At 71.0% G+C, this 20,331-nt stretch carries 17 protein-coding genes; 14 read left to right on the top strand and 3 right to left on the bottom strand.

Annotated elements, in window-relative coordinates:
• Window positions 1-20 precede the first annotated feature (20 nt).
• Complete coding sequence (locus FM112_RS15990) at window positions 21-926, top strand: NAD(P)-dependent oxidoreductase (protein ID WP_087009450.1); 906 nt, start codon at window positions 21-23, stop codon at window positions 924-926.
• Between the two features lie 112 nt (window positions 927-1,038).
• Window positions 1,039-2,172 (top strand): TRAP transporter substrate-binding protein, encoded by a 1,134-nt coding sequence (locus FM112_RS15985; protein WP_087009448.1) that lies wholly within the window; start codon window positions 1,039-1,041, stop codon window positions 2,170-2,172.
• Between the two features lie 66 nt (window positions 2,173-2,238).
• Here the strand turns inward: FM112_RS15985 and FM112_RS15980 are convergent, their stop codons facing one another.
• Window positions 2,239-2,925, bottom strand: a complete 687-nt coding sequence (locus FM112_RS15980) for a GntR family transcriptional regulator (RefSeq protein ID WP_369678180.1) — start codon at window positions 2,923-2,925, stop codon at window positions 2,239-2,241.
• 215 nt (window positions 2,926-3,140) lie between these two features.
• On the opposite strand from FM112_RS15980, the gene glyA reads away from it, so the two are divergent.
• The 9 genes from glyA (at window position 3,141) to FM112_RS15935 (ending at window position 13,947) form a co-directional block, all read left to right on the top strand.
• Complete coding sequence (glyA, locus tag FM112_RS15975; protein WP_176386891.1) at window positions 3,141-4,388, top strand: serine hydroxymethyltransferase; 1,248 nt, start codon at window positions 3,141-3,143, stop codon at window positions 4,386-4,388.
• Between the two features lie 31 nt (window positions 4,389-4,419).
• Window positions 4,420-5,661 carry a sarcosine oxidase subunit beta family protein gene (locus tag FM112_RS15970; RefSeq protein WP_087009445.1) on the top strand — a complete coding sequence of 414 codons (1,242 nt, stop codon included), beginning with the start codon at window positions 4,420-4,422 and terminating at the stop codon, window positions 5,659-5,661.
• A 23-nt stretch (window positions 5,662-5,684) separates the two neighbouring features.
• Window positions 5,685-6,050 carry a sarcosine oxidase subunit delta gene (locus tag FM112_RS15965; RefSeq protein WP_087009443.1) on the top strand — a complete coding sequence of 122 codons (366 nt, stop codon included), beginning with the start codon at window positions 5,685-5,687 and terminating at the stop codon, window positions 6,048-6,050.
• Window positions 6,047-8,905: a glycine cleavage T C-terminal barrel domain-containing protein gene (locus FM112_RS15960; RefSeq protein ID WP_087009440.1), complete on the top strand. Its 2,859-nt coding sequence runs from the start codon at window positions 6,047-6,049 to the stop codon at window positions 8,903-8,905. Before FM112_RS15965 ends, FM112_RS15960 begins: the two co-directional genes overlap by 4 nt.
• On the top strand, window positions 8,898-9,509 hold the full coding sequence (locus FM112_RS17465; protein ID WP_087009438.1) for a sarcosine oxidase subunit gamma: 612 nt from the start codon (window positions 8,898-8,900) through the stop codon (window positions 9,507-9,509). Before FM112_RS15960 ends, FM112_RS17465 begins: the two co-directional genes overlap by 8 nt.
• Window positions 9,510-9,511: 2 nt before the next feature.
• On the top strand, window positions 9,512-10,900 hold the full coding sequence (locus FM112_RS15950) for an L-serine ammonia-lyase (RefSeq protein WP_087009436.1): 1,389 nt from the start codon (window positions 9,512-9,514) through the stop codon (window positions 10,898-10,900).
• The gene (locus FM112_RS15945) at window positions 10,894-11,700 is read left to right on the top strand and encodes a methylenetetrahydrofolate reductase (RefSeq protein WP_087009433.1); all 807 of its coding nucleotides are present in this window, start codon (window positions 10,894-10,896) and stop codon (window positions 11,698-11,700) included. Before FM112_RS15950 ends, FM112_RS15945 begins: the two co-directional genes overlap by 7 nt.
• Before the next feature lie 124 nt (window positions 11,701-11,824).
• The gene (purU, locus tag FM112_RS15940; protein ID WP_254910551.1) at window positions 11,825-12,658 is read left to right on the top strand and encodes a formyltetrahydrofolate deformylase; all 834 of its coding nucleotides are present in this window, start codon (window positions 11,825-11,827) and stop codon (window positions 12,656-12,658) included.
• A gap of 119 nt (window positions 12,659-12,777) precedes the next feature.
• Window positions 12,778-13,947: a hypothetical protein gene (locus tag FM112_RS15935; protein ID WP_087009429.1), complete on the top strand. Its 1,170-nt coding sequence runs from the start codon at window positions 12,778-12,780 to the stop codon at window positions 13,945-13,947.
• A gap of 165 nt (window positions 13,948-14,112) precedes the next feature.
• Here the strand turns inward: FM112_RS15935 and FM112_RS15930 are convergent, their stop codons facing one another.
• Both FM112_RS15930 and FM112_RS15925 read right to left on the bottom strand, forming a co-directional pair.
• Complete coding sequence (locus FM112_RS15930) at window positions 14,113-14,853, bottom strand: SDR family NAD(P)-dependent oxidoreductase (protein WP_087009427.1); 741 nt, start codon at window positions 14,851-14,853, stop codon at window positions 14,113-14,115.
• 44 nt (window positions 14,854-14,897) lie between these two features.
• Entirely contained in the window at window positions 14,898-16,769 is a 1,872-nt protein-coding gene (locus FM112_RS15925) for an FAD-dependent monooxygenase (protein WP_087009425.1), read from the bottom strand.
• Window positions 16,770-17,007: 238 nt separating this feature from the next.
• Between FM112_RS15925 and FM112_RS15920 the strand changes: the two genes are divergently transcribed.
• From FM112_RS15920 to FM112_RS15910, 3 genes are read left to right on the top strand one after another with little or no spacing between them, the layout of a single operon-like run.
• Complete coding sequence (locus FM112_RS15920; protein ID WP_087009423.1) at window positions 17,008-18,336, top strand: MFS transporter; 1,329 nt, start codon at window positions 17,008-17,010, stop codon at window positions 18,334-18,336.
• A complete protein-coding gene (locus FM112_RS15915) occupies window positions 18,333-19,433 on the top strand; it encodes a zinc-binding dehydrogenase (RefSeq protein WP_087009421.1) in 1,101 nt (366 codons plus the stop codon). The genes FM112_RS15920 and FM112_RS15915 overlap by 4 nt, the downstream gene beginning before the upstream one ends.
• A 51-nt stretch (window positions 19,434-19,484) precedes the next feature.
• Window positions 19,485-20,306 carry a MoaF C-terminal domain-containing protein gene (locus FM112_RS15910; RefSeq protein WP_176386881.1) on the top strand — a complete coding sequence of 274 codons (822 nt, stop codon included), beginning with the start codon at window positions 19,485-19,487 and terminating at the stop codon, window positions 20,304-20,306.
• Window positions 20,307-20,331: the final 25 nt, after the last annotated feature.

The raw sequence follows: 20,331 nt of genomic DNA, 5'->3' as shown, positions 1-20,331 counted from the left end.
ACGACGCAGGAGGAGACACCATGCATTCCAGTCAGGACGCCGAACGGCCCGTCGTCGGGTTCGTGGGACTCGGCACCATGGGCGACCCGATGTCGACGAACATCGCGAAGGCCGGGTTCCCGCTGCGCCTCTACGACACGGACGTCGCCCGGGCCCGGGCGCTCGCGGAGCGCCTCGGCGCGACCGCGGTCGAGGAGCCCGCCGGGCTCGCCGACTGCGATGTCATCGTGCTGATGCTCCCCACGAGCGCGATCGTGCGCTCGGTGCTCGTCGACGACGAGTCGGGGAGCCCCGAGCCGCGGATCCCCTTCGCCTCGGGCGCCGTCGTGGTCGACATGAGCTCCTCGAACCCGAACGAGACGATCGAGACGGGCGCCGTGCTCGCGCGGGCCGGCGTGCACCTCGTCGACGCCCCGGTCTCGGGCGCGAAGGAGCGCGCCGTCACCGGCACGCTCTCGATCATGCTCGGCGGCGAGAACGAGGACGCCATCGCCCGCGCCGTGCCCGTGATCGAGGCGATGAGCGAGCGGATCTTCCGCACGGGCGGGCTCGGCACGGGGCACGCCATGAAGGCGCTCAACAACTTCGTCGCGGCCGCCGCGTACACCGCCTCCTCCGAGGCGCTCATCGCGGGGGAGCGGTTCGGCCTCGACCGGCAGACGATGGTGGACATCTTCAACACCTCCACCGGGCAGAGCTTCGTGACGCTCAACGTGCTCGGCGAACACATCGTCGACGGCGCGTTCGCGACGGGGTTCGCGCTGCCCCTCATGACCAAGGACGTCAAGATCGCGAAGGCGGTGCAGGAGTCCGTGGGGCACGAGGCCCCCGTCTGCGAGGCGGTCACCGGCGCCCTCGACGACGCGCTCCAGGCGCTCGGGAACGTGGATCACACCGAGGCCTACCGGTTCTGGGACGGGCGCTGACCGCGTCCGGAACCGCCACCCACCCAACACCACCGCAGGCCGGCGAGCGGCGCGCGCAGTCGACGGCGACGCACCCGCCGCCCCAGAACGCCGGCACCAGAAAGGACGAATCATGTCGAAACCCACATCCACCGCGAGGCGCCTGCAGAAGGCGGCGCTCGCGATCGGCGCCGTCTCCGCGCTGCTGCTCTCCGGCTGCGCCGAGGGCGGCGGAGGCGGCGGCAACGGCTCCGAGTTCCACTTCACGCTCGCCACCAGCGCCGCCGAGGGCACGCCCAACGCGGCCGTGCAGGACTGGTACCTCGACCGCATCGAGGAGGCCTCGGAGGGGCGGATCACGTTCGAGCGCACGACGAACGAGGCGCTGTGCGTGGCCGAGGAGATCGTCGAGTGCATCCGCGACGGACGGGCGGACATCGGCGTGACCATCCCCGACTACACGCCGCAGTACTTCCCGACCGTCAGCGTGGTCGGCATCCCCTTCCTCAACCAGAACTCGCAGGCGGTCACCGCCGCGCTCTACGACCTGCACACCACGAACGAGGCCGCGCTCGCGAGCCTCGACTCCGCGGGGCTGCACTACGTCTCGGCGTGGCCGGTCGGCCGCTTCCTCATCGGCACGCCCGACGAGACGACCTCCGTCGCCGACCTCGCGGGGCTGCAGGCGCGCGCCTCCGGGCCGGTGATCCAGGAGGTCCTCGCGGCCGCCGGGATGAACATCAACGCCATCACCGCGAGCGAGACCTACGAGGCGGTCGAGCGCGGGGTCATCACCACCGTCGGGGCGCCCCTCGACTTCCCGGTCAACTACGGGCTGATGGAGCTCATCCCGCACTGGGCCGACCCCGGCGTCGGGCAGTACTCCACCTTCGGCATGTGGTTCTCGCAGAGCGCTTACGAGAGCCTGCCCGACGACCTCAAGCAGGTGGTCGACGACGTGACCGCCGAGTTCAACGGCGGCGCGGCGATCGACGTCTTCAACGAGACCGCGGTCTCGCAGTGCGACGACATGCTCGGCGCGTCGACGGTCGAATCCCTCACCGCGTGGGACGAGTCGGCCACGGAGGAGTGGCGCGAGCAGGTCGGCGACAGCGCCGAGGCCGAATGGCAGGAGATCGCCGAGAGCTACGGGCTCGAGGACGCCGCGGGCTTCCTCGACGCGTACAAGGACGCCTACGCCGAGCACGAGGGCGCCGAGTACAGCGACACGACCAGCAACTGCGTGGAGCAGTTCGCCGACCGCTAGCCGGTGCGGGGGAGCGGGGCCGATCGGCGATGCCGGTCGGCCCCGCTTCGCGCCGCGCGGCGGCGCTCAGCCCAGCACGGAGCGCATCTGCCGCTCGAAGTCGAGCACGTGCTCGTAGGTGTCCTCCGCGGCGCGCTCGGCCTCGCCCGAGCCCACGAGCCGCAGCAGCCGGGTGTGCTCCTTCACCGACTCGCCGATGCTCGGCAGCCGCTCGGCCACCAGGCACCAGATGCGCGTGGCGAGGTTGTCGTACTTGATGAGGTCCTCCTCGAGGAACGCGTTGCCGTTGGCGGCGTAGACGAGGCGGTGCGCGCGCAGGTCGGCGCGCATCGCCCGCCGCATCGACATGGTCTCGGGCTCGGTGCCCTCGAGCTCGTCCGCGAACGCGGCCATGCGCTCCCGGTCGGACTGCGTCGCGAACCTCGCCGCGCGCGATGCCGCGAGCGGCTCGAGGCGGAGGCGGATCTCGGTGATCTCGGCGAGGTCGCTGATGTGGACCTGGCTGGCGAAGGTGCCCCGACGGGGGAACATCGTCACGAGATGCTCGGACTCGAGCCGCTTGAGGGCCTCGCGCACCGGGGTGCGCCCGATGCCGAGCTCGCGGCCGATCGCCTCGTCGTGGATCGGGCTGCCGGGCGCGATCTCGAGCACGATGAGGCGATCGCGCAGCACCCTCGTGGCGTACTCGGCCCGGGAGAGCCCCTGCAGATCGGGGGCGCCGGCGCCGGAGTCCATGGTCGAGACCATCTCCATGATGCCGCCCTCCCCGTGTCGAAAATCCTGGGGTCGAGCCTATCGGATCCGCGTGGGAGCGCCGGTTCCCGGGCCGCGCTTGACTCTCCCGAACGCGCCCGATAGTGTCGCTTCCGTCACTGATATATCAATCGCCGATTAGCAAGGAGGCTGGGGCGTTGAATCAATTGCCATCACCGTCGGCAGCGAACGTCCTCGAGCAGGACCTCGCGGTCCTGGACGAGCAGGTCCACCGCTCGATCAACGCGGAGCTCGAGCGCCAGCGCAACACCCTGGAGATGATCGCGAGCGAGAACTTCGCGCCGCTCGCGGTCATGCAGGCGCAGGGCTCGGTGCTCACCAACAAGTACGCCGAGGGCTACCCGGGCCGCCGCTACTACGGCGGCTGCGAGCACGTGGACGAGATCGAGCAGCTCGCGATCGACCGGCTCAAGTCGCTCTTCGGCGCGGAGTACGTCAACGTGCAGCCGCACTCGGGCGCGCAGGCGAACGCCGCGGCCATGTTCGCGCTCCTCTCGCCGGGGGACACGATCCTCGGCCTCGATCTGGCCCACGGGGGCCACCTCACGCACGGGATGCGCCTCAACTTCTCGGGCAAGCTCTACAACGCGGTCGCCTACCACGTCGCCGAGGACACGCACCTCGTGGACTACGAGGAGGTCGAGCGCCTCGCGCAGGAGCACCGGCCGAAGCTCATCGTCGCCGGCTGGTCGGCCTACCCCCGCCACCTCGACTTCGCCGAGTTCCGCCGGATCGCGGACTCGGTGGGCGCGTACCTCATGGTCGACATGGCGCACTTCGCCGGGCTCGTGGCGGCGGGGCTGCACCCCGACCCCGTGCCGCACGCGCACGTGGTGACCTCGACCACCCACAAGACCCTGGGCGGTCCGCGCGGCGGCATCATCCTCGCGAAGCAGGAGCTCGCGAAGAAGTTCAACTCCTCCGTCTTCCCCGGCCAGCAGGGCGGGCCGCTCGAGCACGTCATCGCGGGCAAGGCCGTGGCCTTCAAGCTCGCCGGCGAGGAGGCGTTCCGCGAGCGGCAGGAGCGCACGCTGCGCGGCGCGAGGATCCTCGCCGACCGGCTCACGCGGCCGGACGCGGCGGAGGCCGGCATCGGCGTCGTGAGCGGCGGCACCGACGTGCACCTCGTGCTCGTCGACCTGCGCGACTCCGAGCTCGACGGCAGGCAGGCGGAGGACCGCCTGCACCGCGCGGGCATCACCGTCAACCGCAACGCGGTGCCCTTCGACCCGCGCCCGCCGATGGTGAGCTCGGGCGTGCGCATCGGCACGCCGGCCCTCGCGACCCGGGGGTTCGGCGACGAGGAGTTCGCCGAGGTCGCGGACATCATCGCCGAGGCGCTAAAGCCGGGCGCGGGGGAGGAGACGCTCGACGCGCTGGCGCGGCGGGTCTCGGACCTCGCGAGCCGATTCCCCCTCTACAGGCCCCTGACCACGGACTAACCCACCGGCAACCGAGAGCGAGCAGGCACATATGACCGAACATCAGCGGAGGACGCCCGGCGCGGAGCTGCCGGACCACCCCACCCATCTGTGGAACAGCCCGGAGCCCAAGCGCTCCTACGACGTCGTCATCGTCGGCGGCGGCGGACACGGCCTGGCCACCGCGTACAACCTCGTGAAGCACCACGGCATCACCGATATCGCCGTGATCGAGCGCGGGTGGCTGGCCGGCGGGAACATGGCCCGCAACACCACCATCATCCGCTCCAACTACCTGTGGGACGAGAGCTCGGCGTTCTACGAGCACTCGCTCAAGCTGTGGGAGGGCCTCGAGGAGGAGCTCGAGTACCCCATCCTGTTCAGCCAGCGCGGCGTGCTCAACCTGGCTCACACCCTGCAGGACGTGCGCGACTCGAAGCGCCGGGTGGGAGCGAACGTGCTCAACGGCATCGACGCCGAGTGGGTGGATGCGAAGGGCGTCAAGGAGATCTGCCCGATCGTCAACGTCGAGGACGACATCCGGTACCCCGTCATGGGCGCGACCTACCAGCCCCGCGCGGGCATCGCCAAGCACGACTACGTGGCGTGGGGCTACGCCCGCAAGATCGCCGAGGCCGGGGTGCACCTCATCCAGGACACCGAGGTCACGGGCTTCCTCACCGAGGGCGACCGCGTGACCGGCGTCCGCACGAACCGCGGCGACATCGCCGCGGGGAGGGTGGCGCTCGCCGCCGCGGGCCGCACCTCCACGCTCACCGACATGCTCGGGTTCCGCCTGCCGGTGCAGAGCCATCCCCTCCAGGCGCTGGTGTCGGAGCTGCTCGAACCCGTGCACCCCACCGTCGTGATGTCCAACGCCGTGCACGTCTACGTGTCGCAGGCGCACAAGGGCGAACTGGTGATGGGCGCGGGCATCGACTCCTACGTCGGCTACGGGCAGCGCGGCTCCTTCCACATCATCGAGCGGCAGATGTCCGCCGCGGTCGAGCTGTTCCCGATCTTCGCCCGGGCGCACGTGCTGCGCACCTGGGGCGGCATCGTCGACGTCACCCCCGACGCCTCGCCCATCGTGGGCCTCACCCCGTACGAGAACCTGTTCGTCAACTGCGGCTGGGGCACCGGCGGATTCAAGGTCACCCCCGGCCTCGGCGACGCCTACGCGCACACCATCGCGACCGGCGAGCCGCATCCGGTGGCCGCGCCGTTCACCCTCGACCGCTTCGTCACGGGCCGACTCGTCGACGAGCACGGCGCCGCCGCCGTCGCGCACTAGTACGAACCACCCAGAAGGACCTCATGCGATACATCACCTGCCCCTGGTGCGGCGCCCGCGAGGAGATCGAATTCTCCTACGGGGCCGAGGCGCACGTCGCCTATCCGAGCGAGCCCGCCTCGCTCACCGACACCGAGTGGGCCCACTACGTCTTCTTCCGCAAGAACACCAACGGCGTCTTCGCGGAGCGCTGGAACCACAGCGCGGGCTGCCGCCGCTGGTTCAACGCCCTGCGCGACACCCGCGACTACAAGTTCCTCGCCACCTACTCGATCGGCGAGCAGCCGCCGGAGGAGTTCCGGGCGCAGCTCGCCGCGCCCACCTCCGACTCCTCGGAGGGCGAGCCCGAAACCGGTACCACCATCCACGAGGGGAGCTCGGAGCGATGACCCAGCCATTCCGCACATCCGGCGGCCAGCAGATCGACCGCACCCGCCCGCGCTCCTTCGTGTTCGAGGGGCGGACCGTGCACGGCTACGCCGGCGACACGCTCGCCTCGGCGCTGCTGGCGAACGGCATCCACGAGGTGACGTCGAGCATCAAGTTCGGCCGGGCCCGCGGCATCACCGCGGCCGGGCCCGAGGACCCCACCGGCGTCATCCAGATCACCGAGCCGTTCCCGGACCCGCTGCAGCTCGCCGCCACGGTGGAGCTCGCCCCCGGCATCGAGGCGCACGGCGTGCCCGGCCAGGGCGCGCTCGCCGACGAGGCCGACCCGGCGCGCTACGACCGCGCGCACCTGCACGCCGACGTGCTCGTCATCGGCGCGGGCCCCGCGGGCCTGACGTCGGCGCTGCGCGCCGCCCGTTCCGGGGCGAAGGTCGTGCTCGTCGACGAGAACCCGATCGCCGGCGGCTCGCTGCTCGGCTCCGCGGGGGAGCGCATCGACGGCCGCGACGCCCGCGAATGGGCGGCCGAGGCGGTCGCCGAGCTCGCCTCGCTCGGCGCCGTGCACCTGCAGCGCACGACCGCCTTCGCGGTGTACCCGGACACCTACGTCCTCGCGCTCGAGCGGCGCACGGACCATCTCGGCGCCGACGCCGCGCCGGACTCCCTCCGCCAGCGCGTCTGGCGCATCCGGGCCAAGCGCACCGTGCTCGCCTCGGGCGCGCACGAGCGCCCCGTCGTCTTCGCGGACAACGACCGGCCCGGCATCCTGCTCGCCGGCTCCGCCAGGACGTTCCTGCACCGCTACGGCGTGCGCGCCGGAGCGCGGGCGGTGGTGTTCACCACGAACGACAGCGCGTACGCGGCCGCATTCGACCTGCACGACGCGGGCACCGAGATCGCGCTCGTGCTCGACTCCCGCCAGGAGGTCGACGAGCGGCTGCGCGCCGGCGCGGCCGAGCGCGGCATCGAGCTGCGCACGGGCCACGTGGTCGCCGGCACCGACGGCGCCGAGCGGCTCGAGCAGGTCTTCGTCGCCCCGTTCCGCGAGGGCGGGCTCGGCGAGCACGAGACCGTGTCGGCGGATGCGCTGCTCGTCAGCGGCGGCTGGAACCCGGCCCTCGCGCTCTACGGCCAGGCGTACGGCACGCTCCGCTACGAGGACTCGCTCGGCGCCTTCGTGCCGGACGGCCCCGCCGACGACCTCGTCGCCGTCGGCTCGGCCGCCGGCGTGTTCGGGCTCGGCGAGGTGCTCGGCCAGGCCGCCGACGCCACCGGCGAGGTGCTCGAGTCCATCGAGATCGAGCCGGGCGCGGCGACGCCCGGCGAGGCCGAGGAGCCGTACGCCTCGGTCGCTGGCGAGGTGCTCTGGTTCGTGCCCTCGGGCGACCCGATCACGCTGGACACCCACTTCGTGGACGTGCAGCGCGACGCGACGGTGGCCGATATCGCCACGGCCATCGGCGCCGGGCTGCGCTCCATCGAGCACATCAAGCGCTACACGACCATCGGCACCGCGCACGACCAGGGCAAGACCTCCGGCGTGATCGCCTCGGGCATCACCTCCGCGCTGCTCGGCACGACGATCGACTCGGTGGGCACGATGAACCTGCGCCCGCCGTACACCCCCGTGGCCTTCGCCGCGCTGGCCGGCCGCGACCGCGGCGACCTCTACGACCCGGTGCGGGTGACCCCGGCCTACGAATGGCACGTCGCCCGCGGCGCCGAGTTCGAGGACGTCGGGCAGTGGAAGCGCCCCTGGTACTACCCCCAGGAGGGCGAGGACATGCGCGCCGCCGTGCTGCGCGAGACCGCGGCCGCGCGCACGGGCGTCGGCATCCTCGACGGCTCGACCTTCGGCAAGATCGACGTGCAGGGCCCCGATGCGCCCGAGTTCCTCGACCGCATCTACACGAACATGATGAGCACGCTCAAGGTCGGCTCGGTGCGCTACGGCGCCATGTGCGGCGTGGACGGCATGATCATCGACGACGGCACCGTCATGCGCCTCGCCGAGGACCGCTACCTCATCTACACGACCACGGGCGGCGCGGCGCACATCCTCGACTGGCTCGAGGAGTGGCACCAGACCGAATGGCCCGAGCTGCGGGTGTGGCTCACCTCCGTCACCGACCACGTGGTGACCTACCCGGTGGTCGGCCCGAAGGCCCGCGAGGTGGTGGGTGCGGTGCTGCCCGACCTCGACGTCTCGAACGAGGCCTTCCCCTTCATGAAGTGGCGCGACACCGAGCTCGACGGCGTGCCCGTCCGCGTCGGCCGCGTCAGCTTCTCGGGCGAGCTCGCCTTCGAGGTGAGCATCGTGAGCTGGTACGGCCTCGACCTCTGGGAGCGGCTGATCGAGGCGGGGGAGCCCTACGGCATCACCCCCTACGGCACCGAGACCATGCACGTGCTCCGCGCCGAGAAGGGCTACCCGATCATCGGGCAGGACACCGACGGCACCGTCACTCCGCAGGACCTCGGCATGTCCTGGGTCGTCTCCAAGAAGAAGGAGGACTTCGTCGGCAAGCGCTCCTTCCAGCGCGAGGCGAACCTCGCCGAGGGCCGCCGCCAGTTCGTCGGGCTGCTGCCCGAGGACCCCGAGCGCTTCATCCCCGAGGGGAGCCAGCTCGTCACGGCGGAGAGCCTCGCCGAGATCCCCGTCCCGATGCACGGCTTCGTCACCTCGGCCTACGAGAGCGTCGCGCTGCGGAGCAACTTCGCCCTCGCCCTCGTCGACGGCGGCCACTCGCGCATCGGCGAGCGCATCAACGCCGTGGTGGACGGCGAACTCGTCCCCGCCACGATCACCAGTCACGTCCTCTTCGACCCGGAAGGAGCGCGCCGAGATGGCTAACGCTGCTGTGACCACCCCGCTGCGGGCTCGTGGAGCCCTCGCACCCTACACGGACCGCCTCGCCGCGGTCGACGGCCCCGTCCGTCTCATCCCGCTGCCCCTGACCACCCACCTCAACCTGCGGGTGGCGCCCGAAGCCGGGGCGGCGGAGGCCGTGGCCGGCGTGCTCGGCGCCGCGCTGCCGGGCGTGCACGAATCCGTCACCACCGCGGCGGGCCTGAGCGTCCACTGGATCGGCCCCGACGAATGGCTCGTCGCGGACCCGAGCCGGTCCGCGGCCCTCGAGGGCGACCTGCGCGCCGCGCTCGGCGCCCACGGCGCCGTCACGGACCAGTCGGGGCACTTCGTCTCGCTGCTGGTCGACGGCGACGCCAGGGGGCTCCTGAGCAAGGGCACCGCGCTCGACCTCGGGCCGGAGGCGTTCCCGCGCGGCGCCTCGCTGCAGGGACTGCTCACGCAGGCCGTGGTGCTCTACGTCAACCGCTCCGAGGACGCGAGCCGGGTCGAGCTGGTGTTCCGCACCACGTTCGCGAGGCACGTCGCCGAATGGCTGCTGGACGCGGTGCGCGACCCGCTCGCCTACCCCGCCACCCGCGGAGTCTGACCGTGGCCCTCGGTACCTTCGACCTGTTCAAGATCGGCATCGGCCCCTCGAGCTCGCACACCGTGGGCCCGATGCGGGCGGCGGTCACGTTCGTCCAGCGCCTGCGCGACCGGGACGAGCTCGACCGCGTCGGCAGGATCGAGACGCACCTGTTCGGCTCGCTCGCGCTGACCGGTGAGGGCCACGGTACCGTCAAGGCCGTCGTGCTCGGCCTGCTCGGGGAGGAGCCCGAGACGGTCGATCCGGAGGAGGCCACCCGGCGCTTCGAGGAGTCGAAGGAGGCCGGGGACCTCCTCCTGGGCGGCACGCACGAGATCGACTTCGAGCTCAAGCGGGACGTCGTGCTCAACCTGGGGGAGCGGCTCGACTTCCACCCGAACGGCATGCGCTTCGACGCCTACGACCGGGAGGGCTCGCTGCTCGACCGCCGCGAGTACTACTCGATCGGCGGCGGGTTCGTCGTCGACGAGGCCGAGACCGATGAGACGGTCGAGGCCGTGGCCGCCGAGGACGACGCCGCCATCCCCCACCCCTTCGACTCCGGCGCGGAGCTCCTCGAGATCGCGGCGCGGACGGGCAAGCGCATCAGCGACATCATGCTCGAGAACGAGCTCGTCGCGCGGAGCGAGGACGAGGTCCGCACCGGAATCCTGCAGATCTGGGAGGTGATGCGCGAGTGCATCGACAACGGCACCCGCAACGGCGGCGTGCTGCCGGGCGGCCTCAGCGTCCGTCGACGCGCGAAGGCGCAGCTCGAGCAGCTCATCGAGGCCGGGCACACGAACGACCCCCTGCACGCCATGGAGTGGGTCACGCTCGCCGCGCTGGCGGTCAACGAGGAGAACGCGGCGGGCGGGCGGGTGGTCACCGCCCCGACCAACGGGGCCGCCGGGATCATCCCCGCCGTGCTCGACTACTACACGCGCTTCGTACCGGGAGCGGACGAGGACGGGGTCATCCGCTTCTTGCTCGTCGCGGCCGCGATCGGCACGCTCTTCAAGAAGAACGCCTCCATCTCCGGCGCCGAGGTCGGCTGCCAGGGCGAGGTGGGCTCCGCCTGCTCCATGGCGGCGGGAGCGCTGGCCGAGGTGCTCGGGGGCACTCCCGAGCAGGTCGAGTACGCCGCCGAGATCGGCATCGAGCACAATCTCGGACTCACGTGCGACCCCATCAACGGCCTCGTGCAGATCCCCTGCATCGAGCGCAACGCCGTCGCCTCCGTCAAGGCGGTGACGGCGGCGCGGATGGCGGTCCGCTCGGACGGCGTGCACCACGTGTCGCTCGACATGGCCATCAAGACGATGCGGGAGACCGGCAAGGACATGAGCCACAAGTATAAGGAGACCGCCGAGGGCGGCCTCGCCCTCAACGTGAGCATGATCCGATGCTGAGCCGGCAGCGATTCGAGCTCGTACCCGCGGTCGACATCGTCGACCGCGCCGTCCGGTCGCTCGAGCCCGGTGCAGCCGTGAGCGTCACGGCGCTGCCGAAGCAGACGCTCGAGGAGACCGCGAGCACCGTGCTCGCCCTGGCCGCGGCGGGATTCGACGCGATCCCGCACCTGCCGGCCGGGGCGCTCCGCAGCCGCGAGGAGCTGTCCGAGCTCCTCGTGCGGCTCGAGGACTCCCCGGTGCGGGCGCTCTTCGTGATCGGCGGCGACCACGATCGCGGCGAGAGCCCGTTCGCGGACGGCGGCGAGCTGCTCGAGGCCATCCGGGAGCGCAGCGGCGACCGGTTCCGGCTCGGCGTCGCGGCCTACCCGGAGGGGCACCCGGCCTTCGACGTCGAGGCGGGCATCCGCCTGCTCTCGCAGAAGGCGCCGCTCGCCGACTTCGCGATCACGCAGATGTGCTTCGACGCGCCCGCCGTCGCGGGATTCGTCCGCGCGGCATCGGCGGCCGGCATCGAGCTGCCGCTGTGGCTCGGGACCCCGGCGCGGGTGAGCCTCGCGCGCCTCGCCCGCATCGGCATGCGCATCGGCGTCGGCTCCTCGATGGGCATGCTCCGGCATCGCTCGCACCGCCGGCTGCTGGGCAGCTTCGACCCGCTCGAGCTGCGCGCCGAGCTGGAGCAGGAGCTCGCGGAGCTGCCCGAGGCGGCGCGCTCCCTGGTCGCCGGCCGGCATGTCTTCACCTTCAACACCCTGCCGAAGCCGGCACCGGCGGGACGCGTCGCCGCCGACGCGGAATGAGCCGCCCATCCGGGCATCCGACCCGAACCACCGGACCACGACCCCAGGAGTCCCCGTGACATCGACCGCTTCCACCACCGTTCCGCTCCCCGCCCGCGAGGGCTCCGGGAAGCCGCAGCCGCACGTGCTCACGCTCCACTGCCCGCAGGCGGCGGGCATCGTGCAGGCCGTGACGGTGTTCCTCTACGAGCGCGGCTGCAACATCGAGGAGCACCACCAGTTCGACGACGCCTACAACGACGTCTTCCACCTGCGCACCTCCTTCACCGCGGACGACGAGATCGCCGTGGCCGCCCTCGAGCGCGAGTTCCAGGAGGTGGCCGACCGCTTCGGCATGGAGTTCGCCTTCCACGCGCCCCGCCGCACGCGCATCCTCGTGATGGTGTCGAAGGCCGCCCACTGCCTGAACGACCTGCTGTTCCGCTGGCGGGGCGGCACCCTCGGGGGCGACATCGTCGCCGTGGTCTCGAACCACGAGGACCTCCGCTCGATGGCCGAGGCCACCGGCCTGCCCTATCACGTCGTGCCCGTCACGAACGACACCAAGCCCGAGGCGGAGGACCGCCTGCGCGAGCTCATCGAGGAGTACGACGCCGATCTCGTCGTGCTGGCGCGCTACATGCAGGTGCTCTCGGACGAGCTGGCGCAGGAGCTGTTCGGCCGCGCGATCAACATCCACCACTCCTTCCTGCCGGGCTTCAAGGGCGGCCGCCCGTACCAGCAGGCGTACGAGCGCGGCGTGAAGCTCATCGGCGCCACCGCGCACTACGTCACCGCGGATCTCGACGAGGGGCCCATCATCGAGCAGGAGATCCTGCGGGTGAACCACGCCGCCGACCCGCGCACGCTGGCGACGCTCGGTCAGGACGCCGAGGCGCTCGCGCTCTCTCGCGCCGTGCGCTGGCACTGCGAGCACCGCATCCTCATCCGGGGCCGGCGCACCGTCGTCTTCACCTGAGGCGGCCCGAGCCCCCACCGACTTCACCCCGCACCCGCACCGGCTCCGGGCGACTAGCCCGGAGACCGAACCGAACAGGCCGCACGACGACGGCCACTACGTGGATCAAAGGAGATCACATGGCGAACGCGCCGGTCACCAAGAGCATTCGACTGGTCACCAAGGAGAAGGGCAGCCTCCTCCGCATCTTCACCTACGCGGGGGCGATCCTCGCGTTCCTCATCGGCTCGGGATACGCCACCGGCCAGGAGATCATGCAGTACTTCACCTCCTACGGGTACTGGGGCATCTTCGGCACCGGGCTGCTCGTGCTGGTGCTCATCAGCTTCGTCTCGGTGGAGTTCTTCCGGGTCGGCCACGCGAAGCAGTACGAGCGGCCCTCCGAGGTGTTCCGCTACTACGGCGGCAAGTACCTCGGCACGTTCTTCGACTACTTCTCCGTGCTGTTCGTCTTCCTCAGCTACACGGTGATGGTCTCCGGCGCCGGCGCCGTGTTCGAGGAGCAGTACGGACTCTCGAAGTACATCGGCGGGGTCGGGCTGGCCGTCGTGGTCGGCCTGACGGTGTGGTTCGGGCTGAAGAACCTCGTCGACATCATCGGCAAGATCGGCCCGATCATCGTCATCGCGGCGGTGGCGCTGGGCGTCTACGGCATCCTCCGCAACCCGGACGGCATCGCCGCGGGCAACGCGCTCCTGCCCACGCTCGACGTCACGCAGGCCTCGTCGAACTGGTTCCTGTCGGGGCTGTCCTACGTCGGCTTCTGCATGCTGTGGCTCGCGGCCTTCCTGGTGGCGCTCGGCAAGAACGCGCGGAACCGCGCCGAGGCATCCGCCGGCGGCGTCTCCGGCGGCGTGCTCTTCTCGATCTCCTGCATGCTGGTCGGGCTGGGGCTGCTCGCGAACATCGGCGAGGTCTACGACGCGCAGATCCCCATGCTCGTGATGGCCGGCACGATCGGCCCGGTCATCGCGGCGATCATCTCGGTCATGATCCTCGCGGGCATCTACACCACCGCGGTACCGCTGCTCTGGACGGTGTCCTCGCGGTTCTTCTCGGACAGCAGCCGCAAGTTCAAGCGCATGACGCTCGTCCTGGCCGCGCTGGGCACCGTCGTCGGCCTCATCCTGCCGTTCGACGAGATGGTGAACCTCGTGTACGTCATCAACGGCTACGTGGGCATCGGCCTGCTCGTGCTCATGATCATCAAGGTCGTCTGGCGCATCGCGCGCCGCACCCCGCTCGAGGACCCGGCCGTCGAGGCCGAGCCGGCCGCCGGGCAGGAGTAGGTCGCCGGGCAGGAGCAGCCGCCCGGCTGGAGCAGCCGCCGGGCTGCCGTTCCGGATGCGTATAGCGCTCAGGACCGTATATCCGGGCTCTGCGCCCCATTCGCATCGGGAACGACGCGCCCGGCCGGATCTCGGATCCGGCCGGGCGCGTTCGCGTGCGCGGGGTCAGATCCCCACGGTGAGGTAGCCGCCGTCCACGGGCAGCACGGTGCCCGTCACGAACGAGGCCGCACCGGAGGCGAGGAACGCGATGGCCTGGCCGACCTCGTCCGCATCCCCGAAACGGGCGAGGGGCGTGCGCGAGAGCAGGCGCTCGCGCACCGCCGGGTCGTCGATCGTCGCGAGCAGGGGAGTGTCGATCCAGCCCGGGGCCACCGCGTTGACGCGGATGCCGTCGGGCGCCCACGCCTCGGCGAGCGACTTCGTGAGCTGCACGACGCCGCCCTTGGCCGTCGAGTAAGCGGCGCGGGAGCCGCCGCCGAAGTACGAGTACATGGACGCGATGGTCACGATCGCGCCGGCGGACTCGCGGAGCAGCGGATGCGCGAGCTGCGCGATGCGGTAGACCGCCTGCAGCTGCACCGCGAGCACCGCGTTGAAGGCCTCCCACTCGAGCTCCCGGTCGCCGAGGCTGATGCCGGCGGCGGGCACGAGCACGTCGAGCCGGTCGAGTCCGTCGACGACGCGGCGCAGGGCGGCGTCATCGGTCACGTCCACCTCGCGGACGTCGAGCTCGACGTCCTCCGGGACCGCGGCGCGGTCGGCGCCGAGGCCGATGGCCACCACCCGGGCGCCGAGCCGGGCGAAGGCCGCGGCGGTCGCGAGCCCGATGCCCGAGGTCCCGCCGGTGACCAGCACCGTCCTGTCGGCGAAGAGGTCCGGTGCGAATGCGGATGCTGCGGTCATGTTCGTGTTCCTTTCTCGAGATCCCGGGCGTCGCGCCCGAGGGGTCATCCGGCCATGAACCGGTCGAAGTACCGTCCGAGGGCTTCCGGATCGGCCAGCGGGAGGACGGCCGAGACGTACTGGTCGGGGCGCACGACGACGACCGCGCCGTCGCGGTCGATGCCGCGGAGGTCGAAGACGTCCTCCTCGGGGAGCACGGCGAAGACCTTCGAATAGTCCCGGAGGCGGTAGGGGCCCGTCTCGGGCTTGAACAGCGGGTGCGCGTCGTCGAAGGCGAACTCGGAGAGCGCCTGCTGGTAGACGACCTTGATGTCGAAGGCGCTGTCGCGGGTGCCGTCGCGCAGCGGGTAGCGGTTCGCCGGGGACTCGGGCGATCGGAGCACCCAGTCCGCCCAGCGGCGCAGCGGGGAGTCGGCGGCGAGCCCGTCGCGGTCCGCGAAGACGTAGACGCGGAAACAGCCGTCGGCCTCGTGGGTGTGGCCAAGGTGGAGGTCGTAGGCGTCGGCGCGGCGCATCACCCGGGCCGACTTGAAGCGCTTCCCGAGCGGGAACCCGGTGGCGAGCCGCTGGTGCTCCGGCCCCTCGGTGATGAGCGACTCCTGGTACTCCGTGGAGTGGCCGGCCGCGAACTCGATGGTCCGCAGGTAGAACTCCTCGAGCTCCTTCTCGGTCCCCTCCTCCTCGGCGTGGGCGTACCGGCTCGAGAGGGCCTTGTCGAACTCGATGAGGTTCACGGCCGCGACCCTGCGCTCGAGCTCGTAGGTGCGCAGCAGCTCGGGAGCCGCCAGCCCAGAGAGCGCGTACGCGATCTTCCAGGCGAGGTTGAAGCCGTCCTGCATCGAGACGTTCATGCCCTGCCCGGCCTTCGCGGAATGCGTGTGGCAGGCGTCGCCGACGATGAACACGTTCGGCGGCTTCCGCTCCGAGCCGTTGTCGAAGCCGTCGGCCACGCGGTGGTTGACCTCGTAGATGGTCGACCAGACGACCTCCTTCACCTTCAGGGAGTAGGGGTTGAGGATGCGCTTCGCGACGGCGATGACGTCCTCGGCCGTCATGGCGCGGATGCGGTCGCTCCCGCCCGGCGGCACCTCGCCCATGTCCACGTAGAGGCGGAAGAGGTGCCCGCCCTCGCGCGGGATCACGAGGATCGAGCCGTGGCGGTTCGCGATCGCCGACTTCGTGCGGATGTCCGGGAAATCGGTGACGGCGAGGAGGTCGAGCACGCCCCAGGCCTGGTTCTGCGGCTCGCCGACGAGCCTGCGGCCGATCGCGCGGCGCACCGCCGAGCGCGCCCCGTCGGCGCCGATGAGGTACTTCGTGCGCACGCGGCGCTCCCGCCCGGCATCCGGCCCCGCGGTGCGCCGCAGCGTGACGAGCAGCGGCAGCTCCTCGCCCTCGTGCTCCTCGACGGCGACGAACTCGTAGCCGTAGTCGGGCGTGCTCCGGGAGGGCGACCATCGCATGTACCGCTCGAAGTAGTCGTAGACGCGGGTCTGGTTCACGATGAGCTGCACGTACTCGCTGATCCCGCGGTCGTCGTCGGGCGCCCAGCCGTTGTGGACGATGCGCCCGGGGTCCTCGGGGTCCGGTCCCCAGAAGTTCATGGCGGTGAGCTTGAAGGCCTCGGCGGTGATCTCCTCGGCGAAGTCGAACGCGTCGAAGGTCTCCACCGATCGGGTCTGGATGCCGTCCGCGCGGCCGATCTCGAGGCGATGCTCCATCCGCTCGACGATCCGGGTGCGGATTGCCGGGAAGCGCGAGAGCTGCGCCGCGGCGATCATGCCCGCCGGGCCGGTGCCCACGATGAGCACGTCGAGCTCCTCGGGGACATCCGCGGGGCGATCGAGGCCGACCCCCTCGGCCGGCAGGATCCTCGGATCCGTCGAGACATATCCGCGGTGGTGGAACTGCTCCATCGCACACCTTCCTCACGTCGTTGTCGGGGCTGCGAACAGTGTGGGCGCATGCGCGGCGCCCCGGCCAGAGGCCGCGTCCGGTCGGGCCGGTTTCGCACGGCGCCGGTCCGGAATTGCACAGCGGCGGCGAGCCGGTCCGGAATCGTCAAGCGGATGGGCCGGTTTCGGCATGCGCGGCGGCGCCCGCGTCATCAGGCTGGGGACATCATCGTTTGTCAGCTCAATGAGGAGACGAAGCATGGCGACAAGCAATCCCGCGAAGACCGCGCGGGCCTACACCCCGCCGCCCCAGGGCGGCCACTACCAGAACGTGCTGCTGGCCATCCTGTTCGCGACCTTCGGGTTCGTGTTCTTCGACCGGCTCGCGCTCAACTACCTCGCCCCGTACTGGATGCCCGAGCTCGGGCTCGACCACTCGGCCCTCGGCATCCTGGGCGGCATCCCGGCGCTCACGTGGGCGATCTCCGGCCTGCTGCTCGGCGTGCTCTCGGACCGTATCGACCGCCGCAAGCCGCTCATCGTGATCTGCGCGATCGGCTTCTCGATCTTCTCGGCGATGTCCGGATTCGTCGGCGGCTTCGCGTCGCTCCTGCTGCTGCGGGCCATCATGGGCATGTTCGAGGGCGGCGTGCTGCCGCTCTCGCAGACGCTGATGATGTTCTCGTCCTCGGAGAAGCGCCGAGGCCTGAACATGGGGCTGCTGCAGGGCTCCTCCGCGGGCCTGCTCGGCGGCATCGTCGGCCCGCTCGTCACCGTGGCGATGGCCGAGGCATGGGGTTGGCGCAGCGCGTTCTTCTTCACGATCATCCCGGGCCTCATCCTCTCGCTGCTCATCCTGCTCTTCGTGAAGGAGCTCCGGCTCGGCAAGAAGGGCGAGGCCGTCGCCCCCGAGCAGCAGATGGACCCGCCCACCAGCGCCATCGCGCTCGCGGACCGACCCGAGACCTTCGGCGCCGCGCTGAAGAACCGCAACATCATCCTGTGCGTGCTCATCGCCGTCTTCTTCATCACCTGGTTCATCACGACCCAGACCTTCACGCCCACGTACCTGGCGGAGATGAAGGACGGCTGGTCCGGCGGCGAGACCGCGTTCGCGCTCACCGGCGTGGGCGTCGGCTGGGTCCTGTGGGGAGCGCTCGTGCCGGCGTTCTCGGACCGCTTCGGCCGCCGCGCCACGATCGTCCTGTTCGCGGTGATCGCGGCCTTCGCCCCGATCCTGATCATGAACGTGAACAGCCCGACGATGTTCTTCTTCGCCATGGCCCTCACCTACACGGGCATGGGCTGCTTCACGCTCTACATGGCGACGATCCCGGCGGAGACGGTGGCGCCGCGCGTCATGGCCTCCTGCCTCGGCCTGATCATGGGTGTCGGCGAGATCGGCGGCGGGTTCATCGCGCCGTGGATCGGCGGCATCATCGCCGACTCCTACGGCCTCGACGCCACGTTCTGGATGTGCACCGGCGCCGCGGTGGTCGTCGCGATCCTCGCGCTGTTCCTGCGCGAGACCTCGCCGATCCTCGCGCGCCGCAAGGGGCTCGCGGTCGAAGGGGGCGGCGCCCGATGACGACATCGAAGCAGGTGGTCTTCACCGCGCGCGACCGCATCGAGATCCAGCACAACCCGACGCCCGAGATCGGGCCCGAGGACCTGCTCCTCCGGGTGCACCGGGTGGGCATCTGCGCGACCGACGTGCACGTGCTCGAGGGCTACATCGGGGATCCGTTCCCGCTCGTGCCCGGCCACGAGTTCGTCGGGGAGGTGGCGGAGATCGGCGAGCGCGCGGCCCGCGTCCGCGGTCTCGCGCCGGGAGACCGCGTCGCCGTCGAGATGCTGCTGCCGTGCGGCACGTGCGAGTGGTGCCGCCGCGGCGAGTACAACGTGTGCGCCGAGGACGACGTCGTGCACGGCGGCAGCGGCCGCCAGTACGGCATCAACATGGGGCAGGCCCGCGAGCCGGGATTCTGGGGCGGCTACTCGGAGCACCTGTTCGTGCCGGGGAGCGCGATCGTGCACCGGCTCGACGAGCGGGTCGAGTGGGATGCGGCGGCGCTTGTGGAGCCGCTCTCGGTCGCGTGCCGCTGCGTGAAGCGCGGCCGCGTGACCCTCGGCGACGACGTGGCCGTGATCGGGCCCGGCCCGGTGGGGCTGCTCGCCGCGGCCGCCGCGAAGGAGGCCGGCGCCCGCCGGGTCGTGCTCGTCGGCACCCGCGACGTCCGGCTCGCGCTCGGCGCCGACTTCGGCGTCGACGGCACCGTCAACTCGAGGACGAGCGAGGACCCGGTCGGCGAGCTCCGCGAGGCGCTCGGGGGCCGGCTCGCCGACGTGGTGATCGAGACCGCCGGCGTGGCCGATGCGCAAGTGCAGGCGGTGCGGATGACGCGCCGCGGCGGCCGCGCCGTGCTTGCCGGCGCGCTCGGGAGCCAGGCGCCCGTCACGTTCCTGCAGGACGAGGACATCCTGCTCCGCGACGTGGAGATCGTCGCCTCGTTCCTCTCTGCGGGCGGCTACGAGTCGGCCATCAGCATGCTCGAGCACGGCTCGTACCCCTTCGCCGAGCTCGTGACCCACCGATTCCCCCTCGACCGGGTGGCCGACGCGATGGACGTCGTGCGCCACAAGAAGGACGGCGTGCTCAAGGCCGTCCTGACCCCGCAGCTGTAGATCCACCAGACCAACCGCAACCGAAACCAGTGATCGACAAAGGAGAACACCATGACTGAACCAGTGATCGGCGACCTCGCGGACGACCGCCGCGGCGTGGACGAGTGGGCCACGTACGACGAATTCGCGGCCGGCATCGACACCTACCGCCTGCCGCAGGTCTCCCTCGCGGGCAGGCGGCTCGAGCTCGCGCTCGAGGACGGCAGCCGGCTCGCCCTCGACTTCGAGGACGACGCGACGGTGCGCTGGAGCGCGACGGGCTCGATCGGCGCGGACTCGCTCAGCGACCCCTACGACGCCGTGGCCGTGCGCTCGGACGTGTACTTCCTCAACCTGCCGCTCACGAGCCGGGAGCGCGAGGCCGTGACGATCGTGTGGTCGGAGGCCACCAACCGGGCGATCGTGACCCACTCGCACATCGACGCCGAGAAGGTCGAGGGCGAGCCGCAGGTCAAGCAGGACTTCTTCGCCGCCGAGCTCGCCGGCGCGCAGGCCTCGGGCGAGGTCCCGGGGGAGTCGCGCGACCTGATCGGCATGCGCAACATCTACCGCTACAGCCCGCAGCACCTCTACGAGCACGTGTACATGTCCACGGAGCGCTACGCGTGGCAGAACCTCCAGGGCGTCCAGCGCGGGCACGGCGACATGGACCTCTCCACGGTGTGGAAGCTCGACGACGGCCTGTACCTGTTCTGCTTCCGCGAGTTCCGCATCTCGGTGGCGAGCGTGTGGCTGCACGACCTCGGCTACAACCTCAAGACCACCGGCATCTTCCTCGGCATCAACGGCGAGGGCGAGTCGGAGCACAGCCGCGCCGGCGGGCACATCTACCCGCTCGGAACCATCCGGTACCCCGACGTCCAGCCGGTCTAGGGCCGGGGACGAGGAAGGAGCGCGT

This window comes from Gulosibacter sp. 10 (genome assembly GCF_900163695.1).
Classification (GTDB): Bacteria; Actinomycetota; Actinomycetes; order Actinomycetales; family Microbacteriaceae; genus Gulosibacter.
Note: the sequence above shows the minus strand (reverse complement) of the source record. Positions and strands in the feature narration are given on the sequence as shown.

Excerpts from the sequence above, each read along its gene's own strand:
- FM112_RS15990 (WP_087009450.1), top strand. The coding sequence starts at position 21 with ATGCATTCCAGTCAGGACGCCGAACGGCCCGTCGTCGGGTTCGTGGGA.
- FM112_RS15980 (WP_369678180.1), bottom strand. The coding sequence starts at position 2,925 with ATGGAGATGGTCTCGACCATGGACTCCGGCGCCGGCGCCCCCGATCTG.
- FM112_RS17465 (WP_087009438.1), top strand. The coding sequence starts at position 8,898 with ATGGCTAACGCTGCTGTGACCACCCCGCTGCGGGCTCGTGGAGCCCTC.
- FM112_RS15925 (WP_087009425.1), bottom strand. The coding sequence starts at position 16,769 with ATGGAGCAGTTCCACCACCGCGGATATGTCTCGACGGATCCGAGGATC.
- FM112_RS15935 (WP_087009429.1), top strand. The coding sequence starts at position 12,778 with ATGGCGAACGCGCCGGTCACCAAGAGCATTCGACTGGTCACCAAGGAG.
- FM112_RS15920 (WP_087009423.1), top strand. The coding sequence starts at position 17,008 with ATGGCGACAAGCAATCCCGCGAAGACCGCGCGGGCCTACACCCCGCCG.
- FM112_RS15965 (WP_087009443.1), top strand. The coding sequence starts at position 5,685 with ATGCGATACATCACCTGCCCCTGGTGCGGCGCCCGCGAGGAGATCGAA.
- FM112_RS15970 (WP_087009445.1), top strand. The coding sequence starts at position 4,420 with ATGACCGAACATCAGCGGAGGACGCCCGGCGCGGAGCTGCCGGACCAC.
- FM112_RS15910 (WP_176386881.1), top strand. The coding sequence starts at position 19,485 with ATGACTGAACCAGTGATCGGCGACCTCGCGGACGACCGCCGCGGCGTG.
- FM112_RS15915 (WP_087009421.1), top strand. The coding sequence starts at position 18,333 with ATGACGACATCGAAGCAGGTGGTCTTCACCGCGCGCGACCGCATCGAG.
- FM112_RS15930 (WP_087009427.1), bottom strand. The coding sequence starts at position 14,853 with ATGACCGCAGCATCCGCATTCGCACCGGACCTCTTCGCCGACAGGACG.
- FM112_RS15960 (WP_087009440.1), top strand. The coding sequence starts at position 6,047 with ATGACCCAGCCATTCCGCACATCCGGCGGCCAGCAGATCGACCGCACC.
- FM112_RS15945 (WP_087009433.1), top strand. The coding sequence starts at position 10,894 with ATGCTGAGCCGGCAGCGATTCGAGCTCGTACCCGCGGTCGACATCGTC.
- FM112_RS15985 (WP_087009448.1), top strand. The coding sequence starts at position 1,039 with ATGTCGAAACCCACATCCACCGCGAGGCGCCTGCAGAAGGCGGCGCTC.